We start from the raw sequence: 13614 nt of genomic DNA, 5'->3' as shown, positions 1-13614 counted from the left end.
TGATGGGGTCCATTTAGAGCTTCCATGAGCAAAATGTCGAGCCTGATATCCATATTTGACCCAATATTGCGTATATGCAATTGTGGGGGCGAATGCGCAATCTACAGTGGCCGCCCACTGGGCATGTATCAGGCCTCAGCCTGTATCAGGCATTCGCCTGCTGGTAGGCATAGCATTGCACTCTAATTAAAATAATCTTGGGAAAACAATAATGTACAACTTCAAGAAACAGCTCCTCGGCATGGGTATCGCTGCCAGCCTGTTGGCGACTGCCACGACTCAGGCGGCGGACATCGAGTGGAAGATGGCGACTCCGTGGGGCGGTGGGCCCTGGCTTGAACGGGATGCCAAGACCTTCGCGGACTATGCAAACGAATTGACCAATGGTGACGTGAGCATCCAGGTGTTCCCCGGCGGCACCTTGGGTGGTGCGCTGCGTGTCACCAATACCGTGAAGTCCGGTGTCGCGCAGATCAGCCATAACTACATCAACTATGACTACGGAACTGACCCGACGGCAGCGCTGCTGGCCGGGCACTCCAGCGGCCTGACGCCGGAAGAATTCATGCTGTGGATGTACGAGGGCGGCGGTGTCGAGCTATATGAAGCCTTCCGTCGCGAGGTGTTCGGCGTCGTGGCATTCCCGTGCTCGACCCTGGGCACCGAGATCTTCCTGCACTCGAGCAAGAAGGTGCAGACGCTTGAGGACTTCCAGGGGCTGCGCCTGAGAACATCAGGTGCCTGGGCTGAAATCGCCTCGCGCCTGGGCGCTTCCACCGTCGTGATGGCGGGCAGTGACATCTATACGGCGCTGGATCGTGGTGTGATTGATGCGGCGGAGTGGGGCAGCCCCGAGCTCAACAAGCCGACCGGATTCCAAGACGTGGCGCAGTACGTCGTGCTACCTGGCGTCCACCAGTCCGGTGGCATTCTCGAGTGTGAAGTGAATGTCGATGCCTGGGATGGCCTGAGCGAAGCCCAGCAGAATCAGTTGCGTCTTGCCGGCAAGTTGAGCGTGTTCGAATCCTGGCTGGATAGCTCCTTCGCTGATCTCAAGGCCTTCAAGGAGCTGGAAGAGGGTCCCAATGAGATCGTGCAACTGGAGCAACCCTTCATCGATGCCATCTACGAAGAGACACGTGCCTGGGAGGATGAGAAGGCAGAGGAGAACGAGTGGTTCGCGCGTGTGCTTGAGTCTCAACGTACCTTCAAGCAAAGCATGACCACCTGGCAGGACTATCGTTTGCCGATCGGGGAAATGGGTCGCTGAACCCCGCAGGATCTGACGTTTTCGGCACAGGCAAAGAGTTTGCCTGTGCCTTACCCTGACTGTCATTCGGTAGGTTGCCATGAAAATAGTCGATGCCATTGAGCGTCAAACCCGTTGGGCGGGGTATCTAGGGGCTGTCCTGATACTGCCGCTGGTGCTTGCGCTGGTCTATGAGGTCTTCAGTCGTTATGTGCTGGGAAGGCCCACCCTGTGGGCATTCGAAGTCAGCTACATGGTGATGGGGGCCATCTTCATGTTTGGCATGGCGAATGCACTGCGCGTGGGCCAGCACGTCAGTGTGGATGTGCTGAGTCAGAACTTTTCGCCACGTCTGAAAGCCGGGGTGCATCTGGCCTGTTATGGCGTACTGCTCCCCGTGCTGGGCTGGCTGGTCTGGGAGCTTTCGCTCTACGCGATCGAGGCATTCTCCAGCAATGAGCGCTCTGGTCGCTCGGCCTGGAATCCCGTGATATGGCCGGTCTTCGGTGTGTGGTTGCTGGGATTCCTCTATCTGACATTGCAGGTGATCGCCGAGATGTTGAAACTGCTCGCCACGTTGCTGGGTCGTGATGCCGACACGGAGGCGTCCTCATGAGCGACTTCATTGCCCTCATCATGTTTCCTGCGCTCATCGCGCTGATCGTGCTCGGTTTCCCGATCGCCTTCTCGATGATCGTCGTCGCGACGGTCTTTGGCGTTGCCCAGTTCGGGGATGCCGCAGCCTATCAATTGCTGACCAAGATCGAGGACACGGCGTCCAACTCGATCCTTGCCGCCGTACCGCTGTTCATCTTCATGGGCGCGATGCTCGAGAATTCCGGCATTGCCGAGCGACTGTTCGGGGCCATCCATCTGTGGACACGCCGGATGCCCGGTGGGCTGGGCGTCGGCGCAGTCATCATGGGGACCATCTTCGCGGCTGCCAGCGGCGTGGTGGGCGCGACCGAGGCAGTGATCGGCATGCTGGCGGTGCCGGTCATGCTCAAGCACCAATACGACAAGTCGCTGATCTCCGGCACCATCTGCGCCAGTGGCTCATTGGGCACGGCGATCCCGCCTTCCATTACCGTGGTCATTCTCGGGCCTGTCGCGGGTGTCTCCGTCGGGTCACTTTTCAGTGGCCTGTTGATTCCGGGACTGTTGATGGCGCTGCTGTTCCTCGTCTACATCGTCGTGGTCTGTGCGCTGAAGCCTGCGCTTGCGCCGCGACTCAAGGAAGATGAGCAACATCCGGGATGGGGCAAGCTGCTCACCATCACCCTGAGTGCATTGCTGCCGACCATGAGTCTGATCCTGGTGGTATTGGGCACAATTCTGATGGGCATCGCCACGCCGACAGAAGCGGCAGCCTGTGGGGCGCTCGGCTCCGTATTGCTGGCACTGGGGTATCGCAATCTCACGCTGTCCATCCTGTGGAACGCGGCGATACGCACACTCAACATCACCGCGATGATTCTGCTGATCGTGCTGGGCGGCAATATGTTCGCGGGCGTCTTCTTTGCTTCCGGCGGCATGGCGACTGTTCAATCGCTGCTGCTGGATACTGGCTTGAGCCCGTGGCTGATTCTCGGCGCCATCCTGCTAATCGCCTTCCTGGCCGGTTTCGTGCTCGACATGATCTCGGTGGTGTTGATCGTCATTCCCGTGGCGATGCCGGTCATCGGCCTGCTCGGGTTCGATGAGATCTGGTTCTGCGTGGCCTTCCTGATCGTGATGCAGACGAGCTATCTGACACCGCCGTTGGCGCCCTCCATCTTCTATCTGCGTGCCATCACACCGCCTGAAGTGACGTTGAAGCATATGTACAAGGGGGTGATGCCCTTCATCTGCCTGCAGCTGGTGGTGTTGGCGCTGATCCTGGCCTTCCCGGGGCTGGCGCTGTGGTTGCCTGATGCCATCAGCGGGCCGTCATGGAAATGATGGACACCTTATTGGAAAGGAATGAGTTCGCATGAGTGATGCAACACAGGAAGAGGCAGGAATGGACGTCAATCTCGATCGGGCAGCGCTCAAGTCGCTATGTCAGAAGGTACTGAGCCATCATGGCTTTAGTGAGCCACATGTCGATGCCATGAGTGACGCGCTGGTGGCGGCGGAAATGGATGGCTGTCGATCCCATGGGCTTTATCGCCTGATGGGGTTCGTCGCAACACTGAACAATGGTGGTGTGGTGCCGAATGCCGTGCCGGTGGTCGAGGATACGGCGCCCTCCATCGTCAAGGTAGATGCCAAGGGTGGCTTCTCGTCGCTGGCCTTCCAGCAGGGCGTGCCTGAGCTGCTCAGCAAGGCGAGAGCCAATGGGATTGCCATTCTGGCCATCAATCATTGCGTACATGGCACAGCATTGTGGGTCGAGATCGAGCGGCTGACGCGGGAAGGGCTGGTAGCCATCGCCTGCAACCCGACCCAGTCGTACATGGCGCCGTATGGAGGCAGCCAGCCCCTGCTGGGCACCAACCCCATTGCCTTCGGCTGGCCGCGCGGGGATGGCAATCCCTACGTGTTCGACTTCGCGACCAGCGCCATCGCACGTGGCGATATCGAGCTGCATCGTCGTCAGGGGGACGAGATTCCGCTGGGCTGGGGGGTTGATCGAGACGGTACGCCGTCCCGTGACCCGGCCGAGGTGCTGGATCATGGCGCGATGCTGCCGTTCGGTGAGCACAAGGGCTCTGCGCTGGCGATCATGATCGAGTTGATCGCAGGGCCGCTGATCGGTGACATGCTCAGTATCGAATCCAGCGAGCATGATCAAGGCAAGGGCAGCCTGCCGTATCATGGGGAGATGATCATCGCGATGGACCCGGCGCGTCTCACGGGGGGCAGTCCCCAGCAGCACATGTTGCGCTCTGAACGGCTGTTCGACCTGGTCAAGCAGCAGGGCGCGCGTCTTTCCTCCGAGCGTCGCTATCAGGCTCGCCAGAAGCATCTGGAGGAGGGCGTCACACTTTCCCGGGCGCTGTATGACGACATTCTCGAGCTTGCCTCCTGAGAAGTTGCCTGTGCCGAGCTGCCGAGTCATCGCTGACAGGCACGCGGCAGGACGTCATGAGGGCATGACGGCATGAGGTCATGACTGCAGCAAGAAGAACGGCCGCCCCTGGGCGGCCGTTCTTCTATATAAGGTGTCCATCGTCGTCGCTGTCATCCTCAGTGCTCACCGATACTGGGCGCCCATCCAGTTCTGCCTGATTATGTGCACCACCGGATGTGGGCGTTTTTCCGCAAAGGTGCCGTTGCTGCTAGCGTAAGCCGTGTTGAGGGTCGTTGATGCCATCTTGATGGCCATTGAAGGGGAAAGGGACATGACGCTTGAGACGACATCGCGGTTTCGGGGTTGCCTGTTGGGTGGTGCGGTGGGAGATGCGCTGGGGGCGGCAGTGGAGTTCCTGTCGCACGAGGAGATCCAGGCGCGCTTCGGAAGTGAAGGAATACGCGATTACGCACCGGCCTATGGCGGGCTGGGGCGGATTACCGATGATACGCAGATGACACTGTTTACCGCCGAGGGTCTGTTGCGTAGCCACGTGCGCGGCTGTCTGAGAGGCATCACGACGCAAGGTAGCCTGGTCAACAGTGCCTATGAACGTTGGCTGTACACCCAAGGGGAACGCACGCAAAAGGCAACGGAACAGGAATGGCTGGACAGTGGCTGGTTGATCAAGCAGCCGGCACTGCATTCGCGCCGCGCCCCGGGCATGACGTGTCTGTCCGCGCTCAAGCAGGTGCGCACCTACAGTGACACCGCGCAGAACGACAGCAAGGGCTGTGGGGGTGTGATGCGCGTGGCCCCCGTCGGCTTGTTCGCACATGTGATGGGGGCTTCCCATCAGATGTGCTTCGCGCTCGGGGAAGAGGTCTGCGCGCTGACCCATGGCCACGTGACCGGTCAGCTGACGGGCGGGGTGCTGGCGGTGATGATCCAGTGCCTGGTGGCGGGTGACTCGATGGCACAGGCACTTGCGCACGCCATGCGCATTCTCGAGCGCAAATCAGGCTGCGAGGAGACCATGCAGGCCCTGAAGCAAGCCTGCGAGCTTGCCGAGTCCGGCACTGCGCCGCAGGTGGCTGTCGTGATGCTGGGGTTGGGATGGATCGCGGAAGAGGCCCTGGCGATGTCCGTGTATTGCGCACTCACCGCGCGGGATTTCCGCTCCGCGATCCAGATCGCGGTCAATCATGATGGGGATTCGGATTCCACGGGGGCCATCACGGGCAACCTGCTCGGGGCGCAATGGGGAGAAGAGGCAATACCTGCTGATTGGCTGGAGCCGCTTGAACTGCGAGAGGTCGTCGGCGAGGTCGCCCAGGACCTGCACGATTGCGCTCGCTGGGAGCTCTATACCGATGGGGGTGGCAAGGACGAGCGGTGGGTCTGGGAGAAATACCCGGGCTATTGAGATACGCGCAACGCTAGCTGACTGAACGCGGGGCAACCCTTGGATTGCCCCGCGTTTTCGTGTCTGACCATGCCTTTTTGCCGGCTGTCACGAAACGTCGGTAGCGCAAAGGTGAGGGCATGCCTCAAGTGGGCGATCCGAGGACAACATCAGAGGGGTTCGTAAGCGATTGATAACGCTGCGGTTATTACCAAGGTCGTAGACTGCTGCCTGACCAGACGTTCAATACAGGCTTTTATTGGTTCGCTAGTGGAATCAATGCTGTTCCAGTGGGGGGATATGTGCCGATGCGGGATTCGTCCACAATGCGCTCACTCCACATTGTACGAAACGGTAGTCTGGTTCTGGTCGACGGCAGGCACCTGTCAAGACGCCTGCGACTTTTTTGAAGATGGCATGCATCCAACCCGTTTGCTCAAGCGTAATACTCATCAAGCACAACGGTGAGGGTTTCAGCAGGGTAAGAGGACAAGTTGCTGATGAATGCCTTTCTGATGATTGCGACCAAAGTTTAAACGTCATACGGCAGTGTCCTGGACAGTGCCAAGCATCTGATCCGCTCTCGATCATGGGATGTCCGCATCTTCAAGGTTGTACAGAAGTGATGCAGAGGAGGGTTGAAGGTTGTACCTCTTGAGGTTCACCAACACTCCTCAGGAGCAGGGCAATGCCCAGGCAACGCAATCTGGTTCTTTGATGGAAACAGTGAGCTGCCAGCAGCACGGCTAGTGTGATAGCGCAATAATCATTAGTCTGTTAACAAGCTAGACGTATGCAGCCAAGACTGCATACGACATCACAAGGGCAATATTGCCCAGGACATAGAAAGGAAAACCCAATGAAAACTCTGAATCTCAAGACTCTGATCGCTGCCGCCGCTCTCGCCACCGTCAGCACCGCCACCTTCGCGGCGGATGACAGCCCGGCCGCCCAGCGTGTCCAGCAGTCCGTCAGCCAGGACGTCGTCGTCGGCACCGCCCAGCAGGCCCCGACGGCACAGGCCACCTTCGCGGAAACCGGCAAGAGCGTCGCGGCAGGTCGTGTCGAGACCGCCCTGACCCAGTCCTCCATTGAAGGGCAAGGCAGCGCTACCGCCGGTCGTGAACAGGCCTTCGACAATGACGCTGGCAAGAGCGTCGCCGCGACCCGCGTTCAGCACGCCCTGAGCGACAGCAACGTCTGATTGACCATCATCCCTGACCTGCATTTCCAGGACTGATCATCACTTCATCTTCATCGAGGAAATCATCATGAACACTATCAAGACCCTGATCGCCGCCGCCGCACTCGCCACCGTCAGCACCGCCACCTTCGCGGCGGATGACAGCCCGGCCGCCCAGCGTGTCCAGCAGTCTGTCAGCCAGGACGTCGTCGTCGGCACCGCCCAGCAGGCACCGACGGCTCAGGCCACCTTCGCGGAAACCGGCAAGAGCGTCGCGGCAGGTCGTGTCGAGACCGCCCTGACCCAGTCCTCCATTGAAGGGCACGGCAGCGCTACCGCCAGCCGTGAACAGGCCTTCGACAATGACGCTGGCAAGAGTGTCGCCGCGACCCGCGTTCAGCACGCCCTGAGCGACAGCAACGTCTGATTGACCGTCATCCCCGACCTGCATTCCAGGTCTGATCATCACTTCATCTTCATCGAGGAAATCATCATGAACACTCTCAAGACCCTGATCGCCGCCGCCGCTCTCGCCACCGTCAGCACCGCCACCTTCGCGGCGGATGACAGCCCGGCTGCCCAGCGTGTCCAGCAGTCCGTCAGCCAGGACGTCGTCGTCGGCACCGCCCAGCAGGCCCCGACGGCTCAGGCCACCTTCGCGGAAACCGGCAAGAGCGTCGCGGCAGGTCGTGTCGAGACCGCCCTGGCCCAGTCGTCCATTGAAGGGCACGGCAGCGCTACCGCCAGCCGTGAACAGGCCTTCGACAATGACGCTGGCAAGAGTGTCGCCGCTACCCGCGTTCAGCACGCCCTGAGCGACAGCAACGTCTGATTGACCGTCATCCCTGGCCTGCATTTCCAGGCCTGATCATCACATCATCTTCATCGAGGAAATCATCATGAACACTCTCAAGACCCTGATCGCCGCCGCCGCTCTCGCCACCGTGAGCACCGCCACCTTCGCGGCGGATGACAGCCCGGCCGCCCAGCGTGTCCAGCACAACGTCAGTGAAAGTGTCATCCATGGTGCCGCTCAGCAGGCACCGACAGGCCAGGCGACCTTCGCGGAAACCGGCATGAGCACTTCTGCAGGCCGTTTCCAGATTGCCTCCGGTGACGACGAGATCCGTGGCCATGACCGCTCCATCCACCTGCAGGAATTCGATGTCGCCAATGATTCAGGCGATAGCGTTGCCGGCACCCGTGTTCGTCACGCCGTGAGCGACGTCAACGTCTGAGACGCCCGATGTCTGCGTCAGACGCTTGCAGGCCAGGTGTCTGCACTGACATGACCTTTTTCAATAGGAGAACCCCCATGCAATCTCTCAAGTCTCTATTCGCCATTGCCGCATTGTCCGTTGCCGCCACTGGCGTGGCCTCTGCCAATGACAGCGAAGCCGATGCCCGCGTACGTGCCACCCTCAGTGATCGCGTGATCATGGGTCAGGCACAGCCGGTCACTCAGCAAGCCACACTGCACCATGATGATGTCGTGAAAACCGGCATGAGTGTCGCTGCCAGCCGCGTCCAGACATCCATCAGCAACGCCGGCATCCAGGGCACCACCCGTGCACTGGCAAGCGATTCGGCGGATTACGTCAACGATGCCGGCAAGAGTGTCTCTGCCACACGCGTCGAACATGCCTTGAATGAGAGCGCGTAACCGCTCGCGGCAACGCAATAGTCCCCGACTCTGCAAGACAGCCAAGGACGCCGATATGCCATCGACCTACCTCTGTCAGTTGCTGAATGGACCCACTGACCATCACGTTGTCTCCTGATGGTCAGTGCTCCAGAGAACAACTCGTGAGAGAGAAGAACGCTTGAGCAAGTGTTTTGACCCGAACGCAAGACCGCACTCGTCGTCAATGGCAGAACCCTTGCTCAAACGCTTTCCTGTCCTGAATGTCCTGTCCCGACATTCCCTGCCCGCCATTGGCGGGCTTTTTTTTGGCTTTTCGACGCTTCATGTGGATGTGACTTCATCCAGCACACGAACCACGGGGCTGTTGATCAGCGAGATCATCGCAATGAGGTCCCGTGAGAGAAAGGGCGCCGTGTGGTCGTGGTGACTCGCCTTGCATGAGAAACGCCCGCCATTCGGCGGGCGTTTCTCATGCAAGGATTTTCGCTTGCGTGGCGCTCGGATCAGTGAGCGCGAGTCAGGCGCGTGGCCAGCCACCAGCCCAGTAGCATCGTCAGTAGAAAACCCGCCAATGGCAGACTCATGGCGCTGCTGGAGACGATGGCAGGCCCGGGGCAGTATCCGCTCAGGCCCCAGCCGGTACCGAACAGGGCCGCGCCGAGCAGCAGGCGGCCATCGATATCGCGGCGTGTAGGCAGCTGGAATCGCTCACCCAACAGGGGAGTGCTGCGTCGCCAGGCGAGGCGATAACCGATGAAGGTGGTAGTGACTGCCCCGCCAAGCACGAAGATCAGCGTGGGGTCCCAGTCTCCGGCCACGTCGAGAAATCCGACGACACGCGCGGGGTCGGTCATGCCGCTGAGTGTCAGGCCGAGGCTGAAGACCAGCCCGGTAATGAAGCCGGTGACAGCTTTCATGGTGACTCTCCCAGCAGATGTCGGGTCACGAAGACCGTCAGCATGGCGATGGCCACGAACACCCCCGTGGCCACCAGCGAGCGCGGGGAGAGACGCGCGATGCCGCAGACGCCGTGGCCACTGGTGCAGCCGCCGCCGATGCCTGTTCCCAGGCCCACCAGCAGGCCGGCGAACATCATGCTCAGCACCCCGCTGGCGGGATCGCCGATCAGCGCATCCGTGCCCTCGGCCACATTGCCCCAGTCAAGATTGAACAGCACAAGGAGCAGCGGGCCGCTGATCAACCCGAGCACGAAGGCGATACGCCAGCGGCGGTCCGGGCCTGATTCCAGCAGCGCGCCCCGCGTGATACCACTGATACCGGCGATACGTCCCAGAAAGGCCATCAGCATCACTGCCGAAAGACCGATCAGAACGCCGCCGGCGAGTCCTTTCATGCTGCTCATCATGTCCATGTGGTTCGTCCTCGTGTCGCGGTCATCCTGCGTTGCGACGATGATATGCTCGTGCCTGGCGAGCGCCAACCGTCATCGCCCACCGACTGCTGAGTCTGCTGGTCATGACATCTGCCCATCGGGTGGCCTGAGCGGATCCGGTTGACCCGACAGCCACGGAAAGGCCCGCCTCGAGCATCTCGGGGCGGGCCTTTCCGTGGCTGTTCTACGTGTGGGCAAGGTCAGACCAGCTCGCGGTGCTCCTTGCGAGCGCGACGACTGTCACGCACCACGGCGCCGCAGATCACGGCGAGTACGCCAAGGGCCGCCGGGGCGCTTGTGGCAAGCATCCCGATCAGGTCAGGGACTCGTCGTAATGGCCGACCTTGTCGGTGATGGTGGTGAAGTCAAAGCGCGGCTGGCGGCTGGCGAGACTCCAGGCCGATGCTCAAGCGCTGGAAGATCGCCTGAGTCACGCCGCTCATCTTCTGTGACGTGCGGGCCCGTCTTCAGCGAAATCGTCGCGCCTTCGGCTCAGGACTAGGGGAAGTCCCAGTAAGGCGGGCTACCGAAGTACTCGGAGAAGTAGTCCAGGAACGCCCGGATCTTGGGGGCCAGTTGTCGGGAGCTTGAATAGATCGCCCAGATACCGGTCTCGTTGACCAGCGGTGTCTCGGGCAGCACTTCCACCAGCTCGCCCCTCGCCAGATGACGATAGAGACTCCAGGTCGAGGAGAGGGTGATGCCCAGTCCCGCGGCGCAGGCATCGCGCACCGCTTCGCCATTGTCGGTCCGTATGCGGCCCTTGATGCGTATCACCTCGACGCGATTCTCGTGCTGGAAACTCCATTGATCCATCCCGATCAGCGTCAGGCATTCATGGTGTTTCAGTTCCGCAGGGCGGGTCGGAGTGCCATGGCGTTGCAGGTATTGCGGAGAAGCACACAGGATACGCTTGTCGGGGGCCAGGCGCCGCGCGATCAGACTCGAATCCTTGAGAGCGGAGTTGCGGATTGCGATGTCGAAGCCGCCTTCCACCAGATCGACGATGGTATCCGTCAGGCGCAGATCCAGCTCGAGGTCCGGGTAGCGTGCCAGAAAGCCGGCCAGCCCGGGGATCAGATGCATGCGTCCGAAGGAGGCCGATGCCGTGATGCGCAAGGTGCCGGTGGGGGTGGTGGTGCCGGCACCAACGGCAGCCCGCGCCGCCTCGGCACTGGCCAGCACCTCCTCTGCGTGGGGGAGAAAGGCGCGACCTTCTTCGCTCAGTGCCACATGACGCGTGGTGCGATGCAACAGGCGTACCCCCAGACTGTCCTCGAGCTTGCGCAGGTGAGAGCTGGCGACGGCGGGCGACAGTCCCAAGTCCTCGCCGGCCTGACTGATGCTGTTCACGGCGGCGAGACGGACGAACAGCTTCAGGTGCTCAAGATTCATGTCATCTCCCCCCGAGGCGATGGTGTTGTGGACTGATATTCAACAAAATATAGAAACTGATTGTATCAACTCGCCGTTTATTGTTCATGCCGAAGATAATTACCATGGCATGAACATTCACGCAGGAGTCAGACTCATGAAAGCGATGCTGGTGACGTCATTCGGTGGTCCCGAAGTGTTCGAAGCGGCGGAAATCGCCAAGCCCCAAGCGGCGGCAGGTCAGGTACTGGTGCGTATCGTCGCCACCAGCATCAATACCGTCGACACCATGATTCGCGAGATGGGCGCAGAGCTTCCGCTGTCTCCGGCACTGCCGGCGCTGCTGGGCATGGACTTCGCCGGTACTGTCGAAGCCGTGGGCGAGGGCGTCGAAGGCTACGCCATCGGGGATGAAGTCTATGGCTGTGCTGGTGGCCTGGCCGACCTGCCGGGTACGCTGGCCGAGTACATCGCCGCCGATGTTCGCCTGATCGCCCACAAGCCGAAGTCCCTGAGCATGGTGGAAGCCGCGGCGCTGCCGCTGGTCGGCATCACGGCCTATGAAGGCCTCAAGCGCGCCAACATCCAGGCCGGTCAGAAGGTGCTGGTTCACGGTGGTGCGGGGGGTGTGGGTCACATCGCCATCCAGCTGGCCCGTCACTTCGGTGCCGATGTCGCCTCTACCGTCGGTCGTGATGAGCACGAGACGCTGGTCGAAGGCCTGGGGGCCAGTGCCATCAATTACCGCAATGAGCAGGTCGCCGACTATGTGGCCAGGCTCACCGACGGCAAGGGCTTCGACATCGTGTTCGACTCCGTCGGCGGCGCCAACCTGCCGACCTCCTTCGAGGCTGCCGCGCTCAATGGCCATGTCTCGACGACCGTGTCCTTCATGGACATCGATCTGACCACCGCGCACTTCAAGGGCCTGTCACTGCATGTCGTCTTCATGCTGATCCCGATGCTGCATGACTTCCGTCGTCAGGAGCACCACGAGATTCTGGCCGACATGGCGCGTATCGCCGATGCCTGCGCACTCAAGCCGATCATCGATGATCAGGTCTTCCCGCTCGCGGAAGTGGGCCAGGCCCACGCGCGGCTGGGCAGCGGTCAGGCAACCGGCAAGGTCATCGTCGAGGTCTGATACCGTGACCGAAAGCCACATTGGCAGGATCATCCTGACACTGCGCTGGCACAGACAAACGACAGGGTGTGGCCATACGGCACACCCTGTCGTTCGCGTCTCAAGCGTCGTGGGACATATCAAGGAGAGAGCACATGAAAACCATTCTTATCACCGGTTCCACCGATGGCATCGGCCTGGTCACGGCCAAGGCCCTGCTGGAGCGCGGCCATCGCGTGCTGATCCACGGGCGTAGCGAGCAGAAGGTCAATGGTGTCGTCGCCGAACTTGCGGCGCTGGCCGGGGCTGAGCGTGTCGCCGGTTTCGTGGCCGACCTGTCCGACCTGGTCGCCATCGACTCACTGGCAAGCGATGTGCTGGCGGCCAATGCCAGTCTGGATGTCCTGATCAACAATGCCGGTGTCTTCCAGGCACCCAGCGTCGTGACGGCGGACGGTCTCGACCTGCGCTTCGTGGTCAATACCCTTGCCCCCTATCTGCTCACCCAGAAACTGGCGCCGGCACTGCCTCCGGCCGGGCGGGTCGTCAATCTGTCCTCGGCGGCTCAATCCCCCGTGGACCTGAAGGCCCTGACCGGCGAGGTCGCGTTCAACGACCACTACGCGGCCTATGCCCAGAGCAAGCTCGCGATCACCATGTGGACCCGCACGCTCGCCCAGGACTGGGAAGGCCAGGGGCCTATCCTGATCGCGGTCAACCCGGGCTCTCTGCTGGCCAGCAAGATGGTCAAGGAAGGCTTCGGCGTACCGGGCAAGGATCTTGGCATCGGTGCCGATATCCTGGTACGTGCGGCACTGGATGAGGAATTCGCCGGCGCCAATGGTCAGTACTTCGACAACGACGCCCAGCGTTTCGCACCGCCGCACGCCGACGCACTCGATGATGCGCTGTGCCGTCAAGTGGTCGCGACGATGGAGAGAATGCTTGACCGGATTGGCCGCTGAGTGACTCCGACCAGAGGGCAGCGAGCTGGAGTGCCCTGCCTGAAGACGAAACGCCCACCCCGAGAGTCTCGAGGCGGGCGTTTCGTCTTCTGCGCGCGGACCGATCAGACCAGCTCGCGGTGCTCCTTGCGAGCGCGACGGCTGTCACGTACCACGGCGCCGCAGATCACGGCGAGTACGCCAAGGGTCAGCAATGGCCAGATGAGGACATAGGTGGCAAACAGGAATGTCATGGGCGTGTGTCTCCTGAAATGTGCAGTAGGAAAGTCCCCGGCGACGCCA

The 13614-nt window shown here is 61.0% G+C and carries 16 protein-coding genes; 12 read left to right on the top strand and 4 right to left on the bottom strand.

Translation table 11 applies throughout. The features are described 5' to 3' along the window. Positions 1-211 precede the first annotated feature (211 nt). From PJK54_RS13080 to PJK54_RS13035, 10 genes are all read left to right on the top strand, one after another. On the top strand, positions 212-1270 hold the full coding sequence (locus PJK54_RS13080) for a C4-dicarboxylate ABC transporter substrate-binding protein (protein WP_077377150.1): 1059 nt from the start codon (positions 212-214) through the stop codon (positions 1268-1270). Between the two features lie 79 nt (positions 1271-1349). Further along, positions 1350-1865 carry a TRAP transporter small permease subunit gene (locus PJK54_RS13075; protein WP_077377147.1) on the top strand — a complete coding sequence of 172 codons (516 nt, stop codon included), beginning with the start codon at positions 1350-1352 and terminating at the stop codon, positions 1863-1865. Continuing rightward, positions 1862-3190, top strand: coding sequence for a TRAP transporter large permease (locus PJK54_RS13070; protein WP_077377144.1), 1329 nt, complete (start codon positions 1862-1864; stop codon positions 3188-3190). Before PJK54_RS13075 ends, PJK54_RS13070 begins: the two co-directional genes overlap by 4 nt. A gap of 31 nt (positions 3191-3221) precedes the next feature. Next, positions 3222-4262 (top strand): Ldh family oxidoreductase, encoded by a 1041-nt coding sequence (locus tag PJK54_RS13065; protein WP_271303110.1) that lies wholly within the window; start codon positions 3222-3224, stop codon positions 4260-4262. A 313-nt stretch (positions 4263-4575) separates the two neighbouring features. Further along, positions 4576-5670 (top strand): ADP-ribosylglycohydrolase family protein, encoded by a 1095-nt coding sequence (locus PJK54_RS13060; protein ID WP_271303109.1) that lies wholly within the window; start codon positions 4576-4578, stop codon positions 5668-5670. Between the two features lie 838 nt (positions 5671-6508). After that, the gene (locus tag PJK54_RS13055) at positions 6509-6853 is read left to right on the top strand and encodes a hypothetical protein (RefSeq protein WP_077377135.1); all 345 of its coding nucleotides are present in this window, start codon (positions 6509-6511) and stop codon (positions 6851-6853) included. A gap of 67 nt (positions 6854-6920) precedes the next feature. Continuing rightward, the gene (locus PJK54_RS13050) at positions 6921-7259 is read left to right on the top strand and encodes a hypothetical protein (RefSeq protein WP_077377132.1); all 339 of its coding nucleotides are present in this window, start codon (positions 6921-6923) and stop codon (positions 7257-7259) included. A 66-nt stretch (positions 7260-7325) separates the two neighbouring features. Then, positions 7326-7664: a hypothetical protein gene (locus tag PJK54_RS13045; RefSeq protein ID WP_271303108.1), complete on the top strand. Its 339-nt coding sequence runs from the start codon at positions 7326-7328 to the stop codon at positions 7662-7664. 67 nt (positions 7665-7731) lie between these two features. Continuing rightward, positions 7732-8070: a hypothetical protein gene (locus tag PJK54_RS13040; RefSeq protein WP_077377126.1), complete on the top strand. Its 339-nt coding sequence runs from the start codon at positions 7732-7734 to the stop codon at positions 8068-8070. Positions 8071-8147: 77 nt separating this feature from the next. Beyond that, a complete protein-coding gene (locus tag PJK54_RS13035) occupies positions 8148-8495 on the top strand; it encodes a hypothetical protein (RefSeq protein WP_077377123.1) in 348 nt (115 codons plus the stop codon). Positions 8496-8980: 485 nt separating this feature from the next. Here PJK54_RS13035 and PJK54_RS13030 read toward each other — a convergent pair whose 3' ends face one another. The 3 genes from PJK54_RS13030 to PJK54_RS13020 all read right to left on the bottom strand — a co-directional run bounded on the left by PJK54_RS13030 (position 8981) and on the right by PJK54_RS13020 (position 11265). Then, positions 8981-9394 carry a DUF6691 family protein gene (locus PJK54_RS13030; RefSeq protein WP_271303107.1) on the bottom strand — a complete coding sequence of 138 codons (414 nt, stop codon included), beginning with the start codon at positions 9392-9394 and terminating at the stop codon, positions 8981-8983. Continuing rightward, on the bottom strand, positions 9391-9891 hold the full coding sequence (locus PJK54_RS13025) for a YeeE/YedE family protein (RefSeq protein WP_333781921.1): 501 nt from the start codon (positions 9889-9891) through the stop codon (positions 9391-9393). Before PJK54_RS13025 ends, PJK54_RS13030 begins: the two co-directional genes overlap by 4 nt. A 477-nt stretch (positions 9892-10368) precedes the next feature. Beyond that, positions 10369-11265 (bottom strand): LysR family transcriptional regulator, encoded by an 897-nt coding sequence (locus tag PJK54_RS13020; protein WP_077377114.1) that lies wholly within the window; start codon positions 11263-11265, stop codon positions 10369-10371. A 136-nt stretch (positions 11266-11401) separates the two neighbouring features. Here PJK54_RS13020 and PJK54_RS13015 point away from each other — a divergent pair, with 136 nt between their 5' ends. Next, entirely contained in the window at positions 11402-12388 is a 987-nt protein-coding gene (locus tag PJK54_RS13015; protein ID WP_271303106.1) for a zinc-dependent alcohol dehydrogenase family protein, read from the top strand. A 134-nt stretch (positions 12389-12522) separates the two neighbouring features. After that, positions 12523-13332 carry an SDR family NAD(P)-dependent oxidoreductase gene (locus PJK54_RS13010; RefSeq protein ID WP_077377108.1) on the top strand — a complete coding sequence of 270 codons (810 nt, stop codon included), beginning with the start codon at positions 12523-12525 and terminating at the stop codon, positions 13330-13332. Between the two features lie 104 nt (positions 13333-13436). Here PJK54_RS13010 and PJK54_RS13005 read toward each other — a convergent pair whose 3' ends face one another. Continuing rightward, positions 13437-13565 (bottom strand): putative transporter small subunit, encoded by a 129-nt coding sequence (locus PJK54_RS13005; RefSeq protein WP_218015038.1) that lies wholly within the window; start codon positions 13563-13565, stop codon positions 13437-13439. Between the last annotated feature and the right edge of the window lie 49 nt (positions 13566-13614).

The sequence above is a fragment of the Cobetia sp. MMG027 genome, assembly GCF_027947415.1.
GTDB lineage: Bacteria > Pseudomonadota > Gammaproteobacteria > Pseudomonadales > Halomonadaceae > Cobetia > Cobetia marina.
This window is presented reverse-complemented; position numbering and strand designations above follow the sequence as displayed.